Raw genomic sequence first — 17,715 nt, forward strand, 5'->3', positions numbered from 1 at the left:
AACGGGCCGAAGCGACTCGGCCCGACAATCTGACAGCCAGGAGGTTATATGTTAACAGTGATTCCCGTCATCATCGTGCTCGCGCTGGTTACCGTGTGGGCCGGTGTCAAAATTGTGCCACAGGGCTACCAGTGGACGGTGGAGCGCTTTGGCCGCTACACCAAAACGTTGCCGCCCGGTCTGAATTTAGTCGTGCCGTTCATGGATCGTATTGGTCGCCGGATCAATATGATGGAGCAGGTCCTCGATATTCCCTCGCAGGAGATCATCTCCAAAGATAACGCCAACGTCACCATCGACGCAGTGTGCTTTATTCAGGTGGTGGATTCGGCGCGCGCCGCTTATGAAGTCAGCAATCTTGAGCTGGCCATCATCAACCTCACCATGACCAATATCCGCACCGTGCTCGGCGGCATGGAGCTGGATGAGATGCTGTCGCAGCGCGATAACATTAATACCCGCCTGCTGCACATTGTGGATGAAGCGACCAATCCGTGGGGGGTAAAAATCACCCGTATTGAAATCCGCGACGTGCGCCCGCCGCAGGAACTGATAGCGGCCATGAACGCGCAGATGAAGGCTGAGCGTACCAAACGCGCCGATATCCTCGCCGCCGAAGGCGTACGCCAGGCGGCCATCCTGCGCGCCGAGGGCGATAAGCAGTCGCAAATCCTTAAAGCGGAAGGCGAACGTACCTCCGCCTTTTTGCAGGCGGAAGCGCGCGAGCGTCAGGCCGAAGCCGAGGCCAACGCCACGCGGATGGTGTCAGAAGCCATCTCTGCCGGGGATATCCAGGCGATTAATTACTTTGTGGCGCAGAAATACACCGATGCCCTGCAAAAAATTGGCGAAGCGAATAATAGCAAAGTGGTGATGATGCCGCTCGACGCCAGCAGCCTGCTCGGCTCGGTGGCCGGTATCAGCGAGCTGCTGAAAGAGAGACGTCAGGAGCGCAAACCGTGATGCTGATGGAGCTGATTGCGCATCCGCACTGGTTCTGGCTCACGCTGGGCGGTTTACTGCTGGCTGCGGAGATGCTCGGCACCAGCGGTTACCTGCTGTGGAGCGGCGTGGCGGCGGTGCTGGTCGGGATCATTGAGTGGCTATTTCCGTTCTCGTGGACCAGCCAGGGCATGTTGTTCGCCGCCCTGACGCTGCTGTGCGTGTTTTTCTGGTATCGCTGGATGCGCTTTCGCGAAAGTGCGCAGCAGCCCAATACACTCAATCAGCGCGGCAGCCAGTTGATTGGCCAGCACCTGACGTTAGACAGTGCGTTAAAAGACGGCGTCGGTCATGTGCGCATTGGTGACAGCAGCTGGCGCGTGCAGGCGCAGGAAGATTTGCCGGCGGGCACGCCGGTGATCGTGACCGGCGTGTCAGGCATCACGCTGCTGATTCAGCCGCGTTTGCCGCCCTCCTGATGACCGCAGCCCGCCAGGTGATTGATGATGGGACATTCGGCACCGTCATCGCCCGGGCAGGCTGCAGCCAGTTCCAGCAGACGCGCGCGCATCGCGTGCAGCTCTTCAATATGCGCCGCGATCTCATCCGCCTTCTGCAGGGTGCGCGCTTTAACATCGGCACTGTGGCGCGCCGGATTATTAAACAGTGCGACCAGTTCGCGGCACTCCTCGAGCGTGAAGCCCACCTGCCGCGCCTGGCGCAGAAAATTGAGCTCATCCAGATGGTGCGCGCCATAACTGCGATAGCCGTTGTCACTGCGTAACGGCGGCGTAACCACCCCTTTCTGTTCGTAAAAACGAATCGCTTTGCTGGTCAGCCCGGTTTTTTTTGCTACATCGCTGATGTTCATCTCTGCCCCTTGACCTTCCCCTGAATGGAAGGTTTAGGCTTTATAACTAATGCAAACCTTGCAGCGAGTCAAACCTGATAAACGAGGAGTTGATGATGTCACACACACAATTACTGGCTCTGGACGGCTTGTCCTGTGGCCACTGTGTTAAACGCGTTAAAGAGGCGCTGGAGCAGCGCAGCGATGTGGAACAGGCCGAGGTAACGCAGCAGGAAGCGCGCGTCACCGGCGCAGCCAGCGCCAGCGATCTGATTGCCACCGTTGAGCAGGCTGGTTATCACGCCACGCTGAAAAATGAGGCGTCCAGCCCAAAGCCTGATCCGTTGCCAGCTCAGGAGCCGCAGCCGGAGGCGCTGACAACGGAGTCGCAGCCGGCAGAAGAGAATCTTGCGGTGCACCATCTGCTGATAGGCGGAATGAGCTGCGCCAGCTGTGTCAGCCGCGTCGAGCAGGCGTTACAGAAAGTGCCCGGCGTGAGCCAGGCGCGCGTCAATCTGGGTGAGCGCAGCGCGCTGGTGCTGGGCGATGCCGTACCCTCAGCGCTGGTCAGCGCCGTAGACGAGGCAGGTTATTCTGCGGAAGTGATCGAAGATGAACAAACCCGGCGCGAGCGCCAGCAGGTCAGCGCACAGCAGGCGATGCGCCGCTTTAGCTGGCAGGCGGCGCTGGCGCTGATCGTCGGCGTGCCGATGATGGTCTGGGGCATGCTCGGCGATCACATGATGCTTAACGACAGCAATCAGACGCTCTGGCGCGTGCTCGGTGCCGTCACGCTGGCGGTGATGGTGCTTGCCGGCGGCCACTTCTATCGCAGCGCGTGGCGCAGCCTGCGTCATGCTACCGCCACCATGGACACGCTGGTGGCGCTCGGTACCGGTGCGGCCTGGATCTACTCGATGAGCGTCGCACTGTGGCCGGCATTTTTCCCGCCGCAGGCGCGCCACCTTTATTTTGAAGCCAGCGTGATGATCATCGGCCTGATTAACCTCGGCCATGCGCTGGAACAGCGCGCGCGCCAGCGCGCCTCACAGGCGCTGGAGCGGCTGCTGGATTTAACCCCGGCGCAGGCCTGCGTGATCACCGCTGAAGGGGAAAAGCAACTGCCGCTGAGCGAAATCGCACCGGGCATGATGCTGAAGCTGGTGACCGGCGATCGCGTACCGGTGGACGGCGAAGTCAGCCGCGGCGAAGCCTGGCTTGATGAAGCGATGCTCACCGGCGAAGCGCTGCCGCAGTCGCGCCGTCCTGGCGATAAGATTTATGCCGGGACGCTGGTGCAGGACGGATCGCTACAGTTCACCGCCCGCGCCACCGGCAGCCATACCACGCTGGCCCGTATTATCAATCTGGTGCGTCAGGCGCAGAGCAGCAAGCCGGAAATGGGCCGGCTGGCCGATCGCATCTCGGCGGTGTTTGTGCCGGTGGTGGTGGCGATTGCCCTGCTCAGCGGAGCGGTCTGGTATGTTGTCGGGCCGCAGCCGCAGCTGGCCTATACGCTGGTGATTGTCACCACCGTGCTGATTATCGCCTGTCCGTGCGCGCTGGGTTTAGCCACGCCGATGTCGGTGATCGCGGGCGTCGGCCGCGCTGCCGAGCTGGGCGTGCTGGTGCGCGATGCCGATGCGCTGCAGCGGGCCAGCGAAGTTGACACCATTGTGTTTGATAAAACCGGCACCCTGACCCAGGGTACGCCGCAGGTCAGCGAGGTGCTGCTGTACGGCGACTGGGATCGTCAGCAGGTACTGCAGGCGGCCGCCCAGCTGGAGCTGGGATCGGGGCATCCGCTGGCGAAGGCCATCGTCGCCGCCGCACCGGCCGTCAGCGACGCCCGCGTTGCGCAATTTCGTACAATACGCGGCAAAGGCGTGAGTGCTACTGTCGCTGACATAACGCTGCTGCTGGGCAATGCGGCGCTGCTGGAAGAGCAGCACATCGACCTGCGCGCCGCACAGCAGGATATTGCGCGACTCGCCGCGCAGGGCGCCACGCCGGTGCTGCTGGCGGATCAGCAGCAGCTGCTGGGCCTGATCGCCCTGCGCGACCAGCTGCGTCCGGAGAGCCGTGCGGCGCTACAGCGGCTGCATCAGCTGGGCTACCGTCTGATCATGCTGACCGGTGACCATCAGACCACTGCCGAAGCCATCGCTGCCGAAGCGGGCATTGATGAGGTGATCGCTGGCGTGCTGCCGGACGGTAAAGCGCAGGCGATAGCGCAGCTGCAACAGCAGGGGCGCAGCGTGGTGATGGTGGGCGACGGCATCAACGACGCCCCGGCGCTGGCGCAGGCGGATGTGGGGATCGCCATGGGCGGCGGCAGCGATGTGGCGGTTGAAACCGCGGCGATGGCGCTGATGCGCAACGATCTGCACTGCGTGGCCGACGCGCTGGCGATGGCCAACGCCACGCTGCGCAATATGCGGCAGAATCTGCTGGGTGCCTTTGTCTATAACAGCCTGGGCATTCCGATTGCTGCCGGCGTACTTTATCCGTTTACCGGCGTGCTGCTCAGCCCCATCGTCGCCGGTGCCTCCATGGCGCTGTCGTCGATCACTGTGGTGAGCAATGCTAACCGTTTGCTGCGCTTTAAACCGGCGCAGCGGCAATAGCAACCTCTGCCCTGTCTTTCGCTGAGCGAAATCGCTAGCATGGATTTTTGACTTAAAAAGGACACGGCATGAGACGCAGTGTGTGGCACCGCCTGCAACAGCTGGCCAGCAGCCTGTTCCCCGCCAGCTACAGCTGGCCCGCCATGGATATCAGACTCGGAGACCGCCGTCTGCATCTGGCTGGCAGTATTCATATGGGTACGCGCGATATGCAACCGCTGCCGGCCGGCTTGCTGCGCCAGCTGCAGAAAGCCGATGCGCTGGTGGTAGAAGCGGATATTACCCGCGGCAGTTCACCGTTTAGTGAGGGTGAAGCATATCCGCCGCTGGCAACGCGGCTGACGCCAGAGACGCTGCAGCAGCTGACGGCGCTGTGCGATGAGCTGTCACTGAACATCGCGCTGTTTGATAGCCTGCCGTTCTGGCAAATTGCGCTGATGCTGCAGGCGCAGCAGGCGCAGCGGCTGGGGCTGCGACCGCAGTACGGTATTGACTATCAGCTGCTGCAGGCAGCGCAGGCGGCAGGAAAACGCATTATTGAGCTGGAAGGGCCGGAAACGCAGATCGCGTTGCTGAAATCACTACCGCAGGATGGCCTGGCGCTGCTGCTGGATACGCTGGAACACTGGCACACCAACGCGCGACTGCTGCAAACCATGATCAGCTGGTGGCTGGATGCGCCGCCCGCCAGTCAGCCGGTGGCGCTGCCGACTACGTTCAGTAGTGAACTGAACGATACCCTGATGCGCAACCGTAATCAGCACTGGCGCGAGCTGCTGCTGGCGCTGCCGCGCGGGCGCTATGTGGTGGCGGTCGGTGCACTGCATCTGTACGGCGAAGACAATTTGCCGCAACTGCTGAAGGCATAAAAAAAGAAGGCCAATATTGCTATCGGCCCGTCAAAGAGGAATTTGTTTATGATTTTGGTTATCGCCAGGGTGACTGGCGCCGGCCAATTTTCGCGCAAAGTTCAGATTTTCGCCAGTACTTTCACGCAAACCGAGATAAGAATTTTCGTAGCAAGGATTGAATATGACACCCGCCGTAAAACTGCTGGAAAAACAACAGGTCGCTTTTACCCTGCATCCCTATGAGCATGACAGCCATGAAACCCACTTCGGTGACGAGGCGGTGCGCAAGCTCAACCTGGATGCGCGCCAGGTGTTTAAAACCCTGCTGGTGGCGCTTAACGGTGATGGCAAAGCGCTGGCAGTAGCGGTGACGCCGGTCTCCTCACAGCTGGATTTGAAAAAAGTCGCCAAAGCGCTGGGGGCGAAGAAAGCCGACATGGCCGATCCGCAACTGGCGCAGCGCGTCACCGGCTATCTGGTGGGTGGCATCAGTCCGCTGGGGCAGAAAAAGCGGCTGCCGACGGTGATCGATCAGCAGGCCAGCGAATTCCCGACCATCTTTATTTCCGGCGGCAAGCGCGGGCTGGATATCGAACTGGCCGCGCAGGATCTGGCACGGCTGCTGGATGCCACGCTGGCTGACGTGGCGCGCCGCGATTAATCAGGCTGCTGCGCGCACAGCTGGTCGATCATCCAGCGCCCGGCCGGGCCCGGCGGATTGCGCCGCGACCAGATGACATCCACCGCGATGTGCTGCGGCCAGCCCGGCACCGGCAGCTCGCGCAAGACCTGATGACCAAACTGCTGCACCAGCCAGCGCGGCAGTACGCTCCAGCCAAACCCCTGCTCCGCCATCTCCAGCAACAACAGATAAGTTGGGGCCGACCAGGTACGCCCGGCCGGCAGCGGCTGGCGGGTTTCCACCCAGGTATTGAGCCGCAGCTGACGCAATTCACCCAGCTGCGCCTCGCTCACCTGCGAACGGGCTGCCAGCGGGTGATCCTGATGCAGGAAAATCGCCATTTGCGCTTCAACCTGCAGTCGCGCCACCGCCAGATCCGGCGGCAAACGCGGCTGGGCGCGCACCACGCCAAGATGTACGCGCCCGGCCTGCAGTAAATCCAGCACATCCTCATCTTCTGCAATCATGCATTCAAATTCGATATCCGGATAGCGCGCCTCAAAGCGCGTCAGCAGATTTTCATGGTGATCGGCCTGCCAGAAGTCGGAAATGGCCAGGCTGAGGCGCGGCTCAACGCCCTGCGACAGCCGCACCGCCAGTTCATCCAGCCGCTGGCTGGCAGCAAGAATTTGCTGCACCTGTGCCAGCGCGCGCTGGCCCTGAGCGGTCAGCACCGGCTGGCGACCGCTGCGATCAAACAGCGCAAAGCCTAAGTCATCTTCGAGATTGGCCACCGCGCTACTGATGGTGGACTGACTTTTTGCCAGCGCACGCGCCGCTGCAGAAAACGAGCCGCTGGCGACGGTCTGGACAAATGCCTCAAGGGATTCTGGTGAGTACTTCATGCTGAACCATCGCTTTTATCGATAGGTAATCATTTTATCTTAGCATTGTGCAGTGAGAAAATGCGTGGCGTTACTCAAAAGGAGGTTTATATGCGTACCCGTTCACTGAAAGAACGTTTTTGTCATGCCGCAGGCTTTGAAGGGTTAGCGATCGTCACGGTTGCGCCGCTGGCCGCCTGGATCATGGATAAACCGCTGTTTCAGATGGGCGCGCTGGCGATTATGCTGTCGACCGTCGCCATGCTGTGGAACATCATTTATAACAGCGGTTTTGACCGCCTCTGTCCGCCGCAGCGCCAGCGCGGTCTCGGCCTGCGCGCGCTGCATGCGCTCGGCTTTGAAGGCGGCTTTATCCTTATTGGCCTGCCGATTGCCGCGTGGATGTTGCACATTTCGCTGCTGGAGGCTTTCCTCCTGGAAGTGGCGTTCTTTCTGTTCTTTCTGCCCTACACCATGGCTTACAACTGGGCATGGGATAAGCTGCGCCAGCGCTGGGTGAGCCAGAAATCCTGCCGCGCCTGAAAAACCACGGGCGGCTGAAGTGCCGCCCGTGTTGTCACTCGTGCGCCGCGCGCGGCCAGATCCACGCCAGGATCATCTGCGGATAGCTGCGCTTCTTTTGCTTCTCCAGCGCTTTGTCGCGCTCCTCAACCTGCTGCGGTGTCAGGTGCACAATCTGCGGTGGCACATAATCGGCGACGCGCAGCGGTGAGTGCTGACTGACATAGCTGCGCAGCACCTCCGCATCACGCAGGCCGCTGTTGCGGAAACCAGCATGGCCATCAATCACCGGGTAGCCGTCGCCGCCGCTGGCGTTAAAGCTGTTGGTGGCCATGCGATAGGTTTTATCCAGCTGCAGCGGCTCGCCATTGATTTTCACTGCGCTGACGCTTTTGCCATCGGCCACCAGGCTGATGTTGCTGAACTGCGCGAAACCGCCGGAATCGGCTTTGATATTCGCCACCGTCGCCAGGTAGTTCAGCAGCTCTTTGCCCGTCAGCGTCACGGACACCACCTGATTGCCAAATGGCTGGATCTGCAACAGATCGCGCCAGCTGATCTCGCCCTGCGCCAGCGAGGTGCGAATACCGCCGCCGCTGATAACGGCAAAGTCGGCCTGAGTAGCCGCCATCTGCGCACGCAGGATCAGCTGAGCCAGCGGCATTTGTTCAAAGCGCACCTTGCTGCGGTCGCCATCAAACACGCTGTCGCTGCGACCCACGTTGACCGCCAGCTGTTTGCCGGCGCGCAGCTGATACGGCGTCAGCAGCTTCATCATTGCGCCGTTCTGCGCTATCGCTTCCTGATACGGCAGCCAGGTTTCGCTGCCATCAAGGTTCTTCACCTTGTGCTTAAGGTTGACCGGAATCAGCTGATAGTTATCCAGCGTCAGCTCACCATTGCGGAAGGTGAAATCGCCGCGACCGACAAATTTCCCCCACTCTTTCGCCTGCACGATCCACACGCCGTTCTGGCGATCCGGCTGGCACGGCTGTCCGGGCTGATAATCCGCCACGCTGACGTTCTCTTTTGCCATGCACACTGCATCGTGCGAATGGCCGCCGACGATCACATTAACCGTGCCCGGCGGCAGGCTGCGCGCCAGCTCCACATCGCCCGGTGCGTTGCTGCCATGCTGCCCGTCGTCGTAGTGGCCCATGTGCGTCAGCGCGATAATCACATCCGGCTTGTCGCTGGCGCGCAGTTCCGCCACCGCTTTTTCCGTCTCTTTCACCGGATCGCGAATCTCTATCTGCGCCACGTTTTGCGGATTGGCGATGCGCAGCGTATCAGTGGTGGTCAGGCCTATCACCGCAATTTTCAGCCCCATACGGTTGAATATCGCCCACGGCTTAAACAGGCGCTTATCGCTGCCTTTGGCATAAATGTTGGCGGCAAGAAAAGGAAACTTCGCCCACTTCTGCTGCTTTTGCAGCACGCTGAGCGGTTTGTCGAATTCGTGGTTACCGAGCGCCATCGCGTCATAGCCGATAAGGTTCATGCCGCGAATGTCCGGCTCGGCGTTCAGCACATCCGATTCCGGCACGCCGGTGTTGACGTCGCCCGCCGACAGAATTAGCGCGCCGCCGCCCTTCGCCTGCACATCGTACCGCTGCTGATCCATCAGCGTTTTCTGCGCGGCCAGACCATATTCACCCTGCGCGTTGGCCCAGAAGTGGCCGTGATGATCGTTGGTGTGCAAAATGCTGAAACGGTAGCTGCGGTCCGGCTGCCACGCCTGCGCCAGCAGCGGCAACAGCAGCATAATCAGCGCCAGCCAGCGCCCTCTGTGCGGTGATAACAACAAAGCCGATCTCCTTATTCTGCGTTTTTTACCGGACGGTGCGCCGGATGTGCTTTTTCGCCCTTCTGTGTCGCACAGTTCGCCCTTTAACTCAAGGCCAAAGGCGAATACAGTCATGCATGACGTAACAATCTGATAACGAAATTCCCACCCCTTCAGGATCTTTATGGCAAGTGAACAGACGTTAACCCCGACGCGGCGCACCGGGCGTACCGCTTTTGGCATTCTTGGTGCCATCAGTCTCGCGCATCTGCTGAACGATATGCTGCAATCGCTATTACTGGCGATCTATCCGCTGCTGCAGAAAGATTTCAGCCTCAGCTTTGTGCAAATTGGTTTGATTACTCTGACATATCAGGTGACGGCCTCATTATTACAACCGCTGATTGGCTATTACACCGACAAATATCCGAAACCCTGGTCACTGCCGGTCGGGATGGGGTTTACCCTGTTCGGTCTGGCGCTGCTGACCTTTGCCAGCACTTATCCGCAGGTGCTGCTGGCCGCAGCGCTGGTTGGCTGCGGCTCATCGGTGTTTCATCCGGAATCGTCGCGCGTGGCGCGCATGGCCTCCGGCGGCCGCCACGGGCTGGCTCAGTCGCTGTTTCAGGTCGGTGGTAATTTTGGCAGCGCGCTCGGGCCGCTGCTGGCCGCCATCATCGTCGCGCCCTATGGCAAAGGCCATCTCAGCTGGTTCATGCTGGCCGCGCTGCTCGGCATCATTGTACTGCTGCAGGTGAGCCGCTGGTACAGCCACCAGCAGCGCGCCACGCAGGCCAGCGCTGCCAGCAGGCCGCGTAACCCCCTGCCGCGCAATAAAGTAGCGCTGGCCATCGGCATTCTGCTGCTGCTGATATTCTCCAAGTACTTTTATCTCACCAGCCTGAGCAGCTATTACACCTTCTATCTGATGCACAAATTCGGGCTGTCGGTGCAGGATTCACAGTTCCATCTGTTTGCCTTTTTGGGTGCAGTCGCCGCCGGCACCATTATCGGTGGGCCGATAGGCGATAAAATCGGGCGCAAATATGTCATCTGGGGATCGATTCTCGGCGTGGCGCCGTTTACCCTGCTGTTACCGCACGCCAGCCTGATGTGGACCAGCGTGCTGAGCGTCATTATTGGTCTGATCCTTGCCTCGGCGTTTTCCGCCATTCTGGTCTATGCCCAGGAGCTGCTGCCGGGGCGTATCGGTATGGTTTCCGGGCTGTTTTTCGGTTTTGCTTTTGGCATGGGTGGCCTCGGCGCGGCGGTCCTGGGCGTGGTAGCCGACCACACCAGTATCGAATGGGTGTATCAAATCTGCGCCTAGCTGCCACTTATTGGCCTGTTGGCCGCTTTCTTACCTGATCAGCAGCAGCGCTGAGCCCTTTCGGGGGGCAACTATTTTTCTCTGCTCCCTCCTATTCTGCATAAATCCTGCCGATATGCTTAGATAACTGAGGAAAATAGCGCTTCGGCTGCGTTTTTGTCTCATTTTTTCAATTTTTTCGTCTTTCACCGCTCAAATGTTTAAACGCGGCGAACGATTGTGCATTACACTAGGTTGTTACAAGCGGATACATTTGCACACAAGGAGACAGGCATGCATCACACTACCCCGTTGATCACCACCATTGTCGGAGGTCTGGTCCTCGCATTTCTCCTTGGTATGCTGGCGAATCGCCTGCGCATCTCGCCGCTGGTCGGCTATCTGCTGGCCGGCGTGCTGGCGGGTCCTTTTACCCCGGGCTTCGTCGCGGATACCAATCTGGCCCCCGAACTGGCTGAACTCGGCGTCATTCTGCTGATGTTCGGCGTCGGTCTGCACTTCTCGCTTAAGGATTTGATGTCGGTAAAGTCGATCGCCATTCCCGGTGCCATCGCGCAGATCGCGGTCGCCACGCTGCTGGGAATGGGTCTGTCATGGGCGATGGGCTGGTCATGGATGACCGGCCTGGTGTTTGGCCTGTGTCTCTCTACCGCCAGTACCGTGGTGCTGCTGCGCGCGCTGGAAGAGCGTCAACTGATTGATAGCCAGCGCGGGCAGATCGCCATCGGCTGGCTGATCGTCGAAGACCTGGTAATGGTGCTGACGCTGGTGCTGCTGCCGGCCATCGCCGGCATGCTGGAGCAGGGAAATGCCAGCCCGACGCTGCTTGCGTGGGACCTGTTACTAACCATCGGCAAAGTCGCTGCCTTTATGGTGCTGATGATGGTGGTCGGCCGCCGCGTGGTGCCGTGGATTCTGGCCAAAAGCGCCGCCACTGGTTCACGCGAGCTGTTTACGCTGTCGGTACTGGCGCTGGCGCTGGGTATCGCGTTTGGCGCGGTGGAATTCTTTGATGTTTCCTTTGCCCTCGGCGCCTTTTTTGCCGGCATGGTGCTGAATGAATCAGAGCTGAGCCACCGGGCGGCACACGACACACTGCCGCTGCGCGATGCGTTTGCCGTGCTGTTTTTTGTCTCGGTCGGCATGCTGTTCGACCCGATGATCCTGCTGGAGCAACCGCTGGCGGTGCTGGGTGCGCTGGCCATTATCGTGCTGGGTAAATCGATTGCCGCCTGGCTGCTGGTCACGCTGCTCGGCCACTCGCGGCGCACCGCGCTGACCATCTCCGTCAGCCTGGCGCAGATTGGCGAATTCGCTTTTATCCTCGCCGGACTGGGGATTTCGCTCGGTATGCTGAGCGATGAAGGTCGCAACCTGGTGCTGGCGGCGGCGATTCTCTCCATCATGCTTAACCCGATTCTGTTTACCGTGCTGGAGCGTTATCTCGACAAAACCGAGACCATGGAAGAGCAGACGCTGGAAGAGGCAATTGAAGAAGAGAAGCAGATTCCGGTGGATATCTGCAATCATGCGGTGATTGTCGGCTACGGCCGTGTTGGCAGCCTGCTGGGACAGCAGCTGATGGAAGCTGATGTGCCGCTGGTGGTGGTGGAGAATTCGCGCCCGCGCGTCGAAGCGCTGCGCGAACAGGGCATCAAAGCCGTGCTGGGCAACGCGGCGCGAGTCGATACCATGGATTTAGCGCGTCTTGACTGCGCGCGCTGGCTGCTCCTGACCATCCCCAACGGCTATGAAGCCGGGGAAATTGTTACCGCCGCGCGCGAAAAGCGGGCAGATATTGAGATTATCGCCCGGGCGCATTACGACGACGAAGTGGCCTATATCATGGAGCGTGGCGCCAATCGCGTGGTGATGGGCGAGCGGGAGATTGCCAACAGTATGTTGCATGTATTGCAGGAAGAGATCGCGCAAAACCCGATTGTGCGCGAGTGCCCGATTTAAAGACATTATTACACCGTAGCGGCGCAATTTATTGCGCATACTAAAGCCATATCACGGCTGAAGAATGCGCAATAAATTGCGCCGCTACGGGTTCGTTATTACCTGTCCCAGTAAGACTCTTCTAAACTGTCTTCCCGCTCCGGCAGCCCGCGCGTCAGACGCGGTGAGTGCTGGTTCAGCACCTGATAACTGACGCGGTTGGCATATTTGCACACCTGCGCCAGCGACGAGTAGGTCAGGTATTCGCGGGCGTGTTTGCTGGAGTTTGGCACTTTCTGACGGTGGAAATTGTTGGCGGTAATATCGTGCAGCAGCGCCGCCAGCGCGCCATCACCGGCACCGTTGGTGTTCATGATCTTCTCCGGACCACCCATGTAAGGCGCAATGTGCGAGAAGATCCGCAGCGGCTGCTGGCAATCCTGATGACGCATGGCGCGGCTGAACTCAAACTGGTTGAACTCGGCAATCGCCCCCGGCAACAGCGGATGATTGGTTTTGCGCTTGAACGCCTCTTCGGTGAATCCGGCCATATACAACCCGGTCGGTCCGGCGGTGCACAGCACCAGATCGACCCAGTCCAGCGCCATGTTGGAGGCCAGCAGCGGATCCGCTTCGCCGGTCAGCGCGAACGCTTCCTCTTCATTCATCGCCACAATCGAGACGTGTTCGCGCAGGAAATCGCGCCAGAACTGCGGGTTATCCTGAATCACATATTTGGTACCGAGCGTCAGCACCACCGGTACATTGTGCTTTTTGGCGAACTCAATGGCCCGCAGCGTCGCTTCCGGCATCGGTTCACCCGGCTGACAGCGCACCAGGTAGGACGTCAGCACCAGCGCCGACGCACCGGCAATCACCTCTTCCGGAATACTGGCAGCCTGCAGCTGGTTCATCAGGCCAGGGCTGATAGCAAAGGTGCGCTCGCCCTGCTCGCCGATCAGGGTAAAGCAGCGGCCAATGGCGCCATCGACGCCCTGCAGGAAGTTAAGGTCCATGCGGCTGGAGGTATTGCACAGGTAGCGATAGGCGTAACCGCCAATCTGGATGTTGTTACACATCACGCCGAGCAGCACCGAACGGTCATCAGCCAGCACCGAGTAGTTGTGCAGCGTATTACCGATGGTACCGCCGGCAAACTGGTGGCTGATCAGCTGCTCGCGCATCAGCTCGTTATACAGCGCTTCGGCGGTCGCATCGTCGATGACCAGCGAATGACCGGCGCTCAGGCCATAGCGCTGCAGGAAGTCGTCATCGACTTTGGCTTCGATATCCACCAGCGTCTGGTCGATACCCACCACCCAGCTGCCCTCTTCCTGCTCCTGCTGGGAAGCCTGCAGCAGCGGATCGCGCGCGTTGACGGGAAAATAGTGTTTGGATTTGCGTTTGCCGGGAAATTTCATGAAAGCTGCCGTCAGGGAAAATCAGGCAGAGAATGATATCACATTCTCTGCCGCACCCTTAGCGGCGCGCTTGTACCAGCTGCACCATCATCTCGATGTGCTCATCATCCGCATTAAGCGCCGGAATGTATTCAAATTTCTCGCCGCCAGCGTGCAGGAAGATTTCGCAGTTTTCGCCGCTGATCTCCTCCAGCGTCTCGAGGCAGTCCGCCGCAAAGCCCGGACTCATCACCTGCACATGTTTGATCCCTTTGGCCGGCAGGCTTTTCATGGTCTCATCCGTGTACGGCATCAGCCATGGCTCGCGGCCAAAGCGCGACTGGAAGGTCATCATGATTTTATGCGGCGCAATGCCGAGCGCGGCGGCCAGGGCGTCGGTGGTGTCTTTGCAGCGCAGCGGATAGTCGTCGCCTTCATTGGCGAAGCGTTGCGGAATGCCGTGGTAAGAGAGCACCAGCAGATCCGGCTCGCCGTGTTGGGCAAACGAGCGCTCCACCGAGGCCTTCAGCGCGGCGATATAGGCCGGATGTTCGGCGTAATCGCGGATAAACGCTACTTCCGGCAGGGAACGCAGCGGTTTAAAGCTGGCCGCCAGGCCATCCCACACTGCCGCCACCGTGGAGCAGGAGAACTGCGGATAGAGCGGCAGCACGATGAATTTGGTGACACCCTGCGCCAGCAGACGCTCAACCGCACCGTTGAGGCTCGGCTGGCCGTAACTCATGCCCAGCTCTACCGGCATATCCAGCCGCTGCGCCAGCGCGGCACGCTGCCGCTTGCTGAACACCATCAGCGGGGAACCTTCGTCCATCCACACCGATGCGTACAGCTTCGAGACGCGCGGCGAGCGGAACGGCAGAATGATGAAATTGAGAATCGGCCACCACAGCCAGCGCGGCGTATCCACCACGCGCGGATCGCCGAGGAACTGTTTCAGATAGCGTTTCACCGCCGCGGTGGTCGGTGCGTCTGGTGTACCTAAGTTAACCAGTAAAACCCCAGGCTTATCTTGCCTCATTGTATTTCCTTGATGTCGCAGACAATGGTTCTGAATCGGGGGAAATTGTAGCGGAAAAAGCGGAGGGGGAAAGCAATTGCTGCAAAAGGGCCGGACAACCGGCCCTGGTCACCACTTAGCCGAGGATATCGGCCAGCTGTGCACTCACTTCGGTCACCTGGCGGGTGCCGTCGATTTTGTGGTATTCGGTGTTACCGGCTTCGGCTTCTTTGCTGTAGTAAGCAATCAGCGGCGCGGTCAGCTGATGGTATTCCACCAGACGCTTACGCACGGTCTCTTCCTGGTCATCTTTACGCGTGGTCAGCTCTTCGCCGGTCACGTCATCTTTACCTTCCACTTTTGGCGGATTGTATTTGATGTGGTAAACGCGGCCTGACGGCGCATGCACGCGACGGCCGACAATGCGATCGACAATCAGTTCGTCCGGTACGGCGAACTCGAGCACGTAATCCACCTTGATGCCCGCCTCTTTCATGGCGTCAGCCTGCGGAATGGTGCGTGGGAAACCATCGAGCAGGAAGCCGTTTTTGCAGTCTTCCTGCGCGATACGCTCTTTAACCAGCGCAATCACCAGTTCGTCCGTTACCAGTTTACCGGCATCCATGATGGCTTTCGCCTGCTGGCCCAATTCGGTGCCGGCTTTGACAGCCGCACGCAACATGTCGCCCGTGGAGATCTGCGGAATACCGTATTTCTCCATGATGAATTGAGCCTGAGTGCCCTTACCTGCGCCCGGTGCCCCGAGCAGAATAATACGCATTGCGTAATTCCCCTTGCGAATCGCATTGATCAATCTGAGAAGGCCAAAACATACCATTATGACCCGCACACCACAAGGCAACGGGCCCCCGGGCGCTGAAAGGCCTACTTTGACCTGCTTTAGCGCGGTGCGCCAGTAGCAGGCGCGTTTTTAAGAATTTCGGCTGTCTCTGAGCACCTCGCGCAGCCGTTTTTTTAGCGCAGCGGTGACGTTCTGCGGCTTATTGCCGTTGCCGCGCACGCTGACCGGCAAAAACAGGCGATGCGGCGCGGGCAGCAGCTGCATATCTGCGGGCAACGCTGGCAGCGCACTGCCGGGCGGCAAGGGCAGCAGCGCAAACGGCAGGCCGGGCTGGTGAATCGACTGCAGCGTGAACGGCGTATCCAGCGTCAGGCTGTCGACAGTGGCAACGTTGAAGGGCTGCCAGTCGTCCTGCGCCATGCACTCCAGCGCGCGTTCCGGCGCGTCACCCAGCGCCAGTCCCTGTTCGAACAGCCGCAGTTCGCTGCGCACCAGCGTACTAAAATCATGAGTACGCAGCGCAATCAGCACCAGATCGTCGCTCAGCATCGCATGCTGATTCAGCTGGGTGACAAACAGTCGTGCCTCGCTGATGAGTCGTTTATGCAACACGCTGGCGAAGGAACCGGACGCGTGCGTCACGCCCTGGCTCTGGCAGGCACTCAGATTGCGCACCCGGCCCTGCTGCATATCGACGTGATCGACCAGCGCGATATTGCCCGCCATCATCGGCAGGGCCGGCAGCACGCTGAGTTCGCTGACCGGATATTGCGCGGCGTAGCGCGTCTGATTGCGCGCCTGCTCCTGGCGCAGAAACAGTTGCGAGAGCAGCACACGCGCGATGTGCAGTGAAGGGGCAAAAAACAGATCGTAATTTTCCAGCCGATAGTGACGGGACAGCAAGCCGCGCAGCCGATCGCGCGCCGCCGCCCTGGCAGTAGCCTGTTGTGAAGTCATCACGTGACATTTCTCTTGGTTATTCTGCTGTGTGAAGCTGGCGCTGGCAGCGGACATCGCCGCTGCTGTACACAGCGCAGCCGGTCCGTCAACCCGCCAGATTAAGCAGGAAAGGTTAGGTTAATGCGGCTGGACATTAAAATGATATAAACTGACAATCCCTGTTAGGTTTTTACACAGGGGATGAGTATGACCGCGCTTCCGTCGTTACGTGCACTGCACTATTTTCATCAGGCGGCGCTGCATTGCAGCTTTAGCGTCGCGGCCGAATGTCTCCATGTCACCCACAGCGCCATCAGCCATCAGATTCGCCAGCTGGAGAGCTGGATGGGCAAGCCCCTGTTCATCCGCACCAACGGGCGCGTGCGCTTAACCTCTCACGGCGAACGTCTGCTGGTGAGCTGCCAGAAAGCCTTTAGCGAACTCTCTACCACCTGCGTAAGTATTCGCACCGGGATGCGCAATCATCTGAGCGTCGCCTGTACCCCAAGTTTTTTATCCCAGTGGCTGATTCCGCGCATCAGCAGCTTTTACCAGCGCTATCCCGATATTGAAGTGCAATTTCAGCCGCAGGGCGATATTGCTCAGCTGCGCAGCGAACACACCGATGTGCTGATCCTCAGTTATGAACAGGCGCCGGACGACGACATAGATGCCTCGCTCATCAGCGATGATTACGTTGGCCCGCTGTGCGCCCCACAGTACGCGGCGCGTTTTCACAGCGAGCAGGATCTGGCGTCGCTGCCGCTTTTGCACGCCGATACCCGCCTGCAGGCCTGGGCCGAATGGGCGAAGATCAGCGGAGTGCGAGGTAATTTTTGGCTGGGCAAACATTTCGATAATCTGACGCTGGCGATTCAGGCCGCGAGAAACGGGCTGGGCGTGATTGTGGCGCCGCGCCTGCTGGTGCGTCAGGAGCTGAACGACGGCACGCTGATTGCGCCGCTGGGGTTTGTGCGCGCCGACCGTGCCACCTGGATGATGACCAAGCGGTCACGCCAGCACGATGCGGAGATTACGCTGTTCCGGGATTGGCTACGGGATGAAGCGCTGAAGTAAGCAAGGGCAGCATAAATAAAAAGGTCGTCATTAATGACGACCCTACAGAGAGTGGACAGTTGTCGAATCGGTGCCAGGTAACCTGTAGGGTCGGCATTCATGCCGACCGTTCCGATTACCGCAC

16 protein-coding genes are annotated in these 17,715 nt (G+C 59.6%); 9 read left to right on the forward strand and 7 right to left on the reverse strand.

Annotated features, from left to right (window positions below; genetic code table 11):
• Nucleotides 1-48 precede the first annotated feature (48 nt).
• Nucleotides 49-963 (forward strand): SPFH domain-containing protein, encoded by a 915-nt coding sequence (locus tag AC6I7J_RS14290; RefSeq protein ID WP_498006007.1) that lies wholly within the window; start codon nt 49-51, stop codon nt 961-963.
• Nucleotides 963-1,421, forward strand: a complete 459-nt coding sequence (locus AC6I7J_RS14295; RefSeq protein ID WP_021508641.1) for an NfeD family protein — start codon at nt 963-965, stop codon at nt 1,419-1,421. The genes AC6I7J_RS14290 and AC6I7J_RS14295 overlap by 1 nt, the downstream gene beginning before the upstream one ends.
• On the opposite strand, the gene cueR is transcribed toward AC6I7J_RS14295, so the two are convergent.
• On the reverse strand, nt 1,397-1,813 hold the full coding sequence (cueR, locus tag AC6I7J_RS14300; protein ID WP_021508642.1) for a Cu(I)-responsive transcriptional regulator: 417 nt from the start codon (nt 1,811-1,813) through the stop codon (nt 1,397-1,399). The two genes, AC6I7J_RS14295 and cueR, sit on opposite strands and share 25 nt — an antisense overlap.
• A gap of 95 nt (nt 1,814-1,908) precedes the next feature.
• On the opposite strand from cueR, the gene copA reads away from it, so the two are divergent.
• The 3 genes from copA to ybaK all read left to right on the forward strand — a co-directional run bounded on the left by copA (nt 1,909) and on the right by ybaK (nt 5,931).
• The gene (gene copA, locus AC6I7J_RS14305) at nt 1,909-4,419 is read left to right on the forward strand and encodes a copper-exporting P-type ATPase CopA (protein ID WP_498007236.1); all 2,511 of its coding nucleotides are present in this window, start codon (nt 1,909-1,911) and stop codon (nt 4,417-4,419) included.
• Nucleotides 4,420-4,487: 68 nt separating this feature from the next.
• Entirely contained in the window at nt 4,488-5,288 is an 801-nt protein-coding gene (locus AC6I7J_RS14310) for a TraB/GumN family protein (protein WP_021508644.1), read from the forward strand.
• Between the two features lie 163 nt (nt 5,289-5,451).
• Nucleotides 5,452-5,931 (forward strand): Cys-tRNA(Pro)/Cys-tRNA(Cys) deacylase YbaK, encoded by a 480-nt coding sequence (gene ybaK, locus AC6I7J_RS14315; RefSeq protein WP_021508645.1) that lies wholly within the window; start codon nt 5,452-5,454, stop codon nt 5,929-5,931.
• Here the strand turns inward: ybaK and AC6I7J_RS14320 are convergent.
• Nucleotides 5,928-6,797 carry a LysR family transcriptional regulator gene (locus AC6I7J_RS14320; protein WP_021508646.1) on the reverse strand — a complete coding sequence of 290 codons (870 nt, stop codon included), beginning with the start codon at nt 6,795-6,797 and terminating at the stop codon, nt 5,928-5,930. The genes ybaK and AC6I7J_RS14320 overlap by 4 nt on opposite strands.
• A 90-nt stretch (nt 6,798-6,887) precedes the next feature.
• On the opposite strand from AC6I7J_RS14320, the gene AC6I7J_RS14325 reads away from it, so the two are divergent.
• A complete protein-coding gene (locus AC6I7J_RS14325; protein WP_264239450.1) occupies nt 6,888-7,319 on the forward strand; it encodes a multidrug/biocide efflux PACE transporter in 432 nt (143 codons plus the stop codon).
• 34 nt (nt 7,320-7,353) lie between these two features.
• Here AC6I7J_RS14325 and ushA read toward each other — a convergent pair whose 3' ends face one another.
• Nucleotides 7,354-9,105, reverse strand: coding sequence for a bifunctional UDP-sugar hydrolase/5'-nucleotidase UshA (gene ushA, locus AC6I7J_RS14330; RefSeq protein ID WP_125309047.1), 1,752 nt, complete (start codon nt 9,103-9,105; stop codon nt 7,354-7,356).
• Nucleotides 9,106-9,268: 163 nt separating this feature from the next.
• Between ushA and AC6I7J_RS14335 the strand changes: the two genes are divergently transcribed.
• Together AC6I7J_RS14335 and ybaL are read left to right on the forward strand one after the other, a co-directional pair.
• Nucleotides 9,269-10,414, forward strand: coding sequence for an MFS transporter (locus AC6I7J_RS14335; protein ID WP_498006009.1), 1,146 nt, complete (start codon nt 9,269-9,271; stop codon nt 10,412-10,414).
• A gap of 273 nt (nt 10,415-10,687) precedes the next feature.
• The gene (gene ybaL, locus AC6I7J_RS14340; RefSeq protein ID WP_021508650.1) at nt 10,688-12,376 is read left to right on the forward strand and encodes a YbaL family putative K(+) efflux transporter; all 1,689 of its coding nucleotides are present in this window, start codon (nt 10,688-10,690) and stop codon (nt 12,374-12,376) included.
• A 98-nt stretch (nt 12,377-12,474) separates the two neighbouring features.
• On the opposite strand, the gene AC6I7J_RS14345 is transcribed toward ybaL, so the two are convergent.
• The 4 genes from AC6I7J_RS14345 to AC6I7J_RS14360 all read right to left on the reverse strand — a co-directional run bounded on the left by AC6I7J_RS14345 (nt 12,475) and on the right by AC6I7J_RS14360 (nt 16,532).
• On the reverse strand, nt 12,475-13,776 hold the full coding sequence (locus AC6I7J_RS14345) for an inosine/guanosine kinase (protein WP_021507224.1): 1,302 nt from the start codon (nt 13,774-13,776) through the stop codon (nt 12,475-12,477).
• A 58-nt stretch (nt 13,777-13,834) separates the two neighbouring features.
• Nucleotides 13,835-14,794, reverse strand: coding sequence for a ferrochelatase (gene hemH, locus AC6I7J_RS14350; protein WP_021507223.1), 960 nt, complete (start codon nt 14,792-14,794; stop codon nt 13,835-13,837).
• Nucleotides 14,795-14,909: 115 nt separating this feature from the next.
• On the reverse strand, nt 14,910-15,554 hold the full coding sequence (adk, locus tag AC6I7J_RS14355) for an adenylate kinase (RefSeq protein WP_021507222.1): 645 nt from the start codon (nt 15,552-15,554) through the stop codon (nt 14,910-14,912).
• A gap of 150 nt (nt 15,555-15,704) precedes the next feature.
• Nucleotides 15,705-16,532 (reverse strand): DUF6024 family protein, encoded by an 828-nt coding sequence (locus AC6I7J_RS14360; RefSeq protein ID WP_283341824.1) that lies wholly within the window; start codon nt 16,530-16,532, stop codon nt 15,705-15,707.
• Nucleotides 16,533-16,721: 189 nt separating this feature from the next.
• Here AC6I7J_RS14360 and AC6I7J_RS14365 point away from each other — a divergent pair, with 189 nt between their 5' ends.
• Nucleotides 16,722-17,591, forward strand: a complete 870-nt coding sequence (locus tag AC6I7J_RS14365; RefSeq protein WP_021507220.1) for a LysR substrate-binding domain-containing protein — start codon at nt 16,722-16,724, stop codon at nt 17,589-17,591.
• Nucleotides 17,592-17,715 lie beyond the last annotated feature (124 nt).

This window comes from Type-C symbiont of Plautia stali (assembly GCF_059730935.1).

Excerpts from the sequence above, each read along its gene's own strand:
- AC6I7J_RS14290 (WP_498006007.1), top strand. The coding sequence starts at position 49 with ATGTTAACAGTGATTCCCGTCATCATCGTGCTCGCGCTGGTTACCGTG.
- AC6I7J_RS14295 (WP_021508641.1), top strand. The coding sequence starts at position 963 with ATGCTGATGGAGCTGATTGCGCATCCGCACTGGTTCTGGCTCACGCTG.
- cueR (WP_021508642.1), bottom strand. The coding sequence starts at position 1,813 with ATGAACATCAGCGATGTAGCAAAAAAAACCGGGCTGACCAGCAAAGCG.
- copA (WP_498007236.1), top strand. The coding sequence starts at position 1,909 with ATGTCACACACACAATTACTGGCTCTGGACGGCTTGTCCTGTGGCCAC.
- AC6I7J_RS14310 (WP_021508644.1), top strand. The coding sequence starts at position 4,488 with ATGAGACGCAGTGTGTGGCACCGCCTGCAACAGCTGGCCAGCAGCCTG.
- ybaK (WP_021508645.1), top strand. The coding sequence starts at position 5,452 with ATGACACCCGCCGTAAAACTGCTGGAAAAACAACAGGTCGCTTTTACC.
- AC6I7J_RS14320 (WP_021508646.1), bottom strand. The coding sequence starts at position 6,797 with ATGAAGTACTCACCAGAATCCCTTGAGGCATTTGTCCAGACCGTCGCC.
- AC6I7J_RS14325 (WP_264239450.1), top strand. The coding sequence starts at position 6,888 with ATGCGTACCCGTTCACTGAAAGAACGTTTTTGTCATGCCGCAGGCTTT.
- AC6I7J_RS14335 (WP_498006009.1), top strand. The coding sequence starts at position 9,269 with ATGGCAAGTGAACAGACGTTAACCCCGACGCGGCGCACCGGGCGTACC.
- ybaL (WP_021508650.1), top strand. The coding sequence starts at position 10,688 with ATGCATCACACTACCCCGTTGATCACCACCATTGTCGGAGGTCTGGTC.
- AC6I7J_RS14345 (WP_021507224.1), bottom strand. The coding sequence starts at position 13,776 with ATGAAATTTCCCGGCAAACGCAAATCCAAACACTATTTTCCCGTCAAC.
- hemH (WP_021507223.1), bottom strand. The coding sequence starts at position 14,794 with ATGAGGCAAGATAAGCCTGGGGTTTTACTGGTTAACTTAGGTACACCA.
- adk (WP_021507222.1), bottom strand. The coding sequence starts at position 15,554 with ATGCGTATTATTCTGCTCGGGGCACCGGGCGCAGGTAAGGGCACTCAG.
- AC6I7J_RS14360 (WP_283341824.1), bottom strand. The coding sequence starts at position 16,532 with ATGACTTCACAACAGGCTACTGCCAGGGCGGCGGCGCGCGATCGGCTG.
- AC6I7J_RS14365 (WP_021507220.1), top strand. The coding sequence starts at position 16,722 with ATGACCGCGCTTCCGTCGTTACGTGCACTGCACTATTTTCATCAGGCG.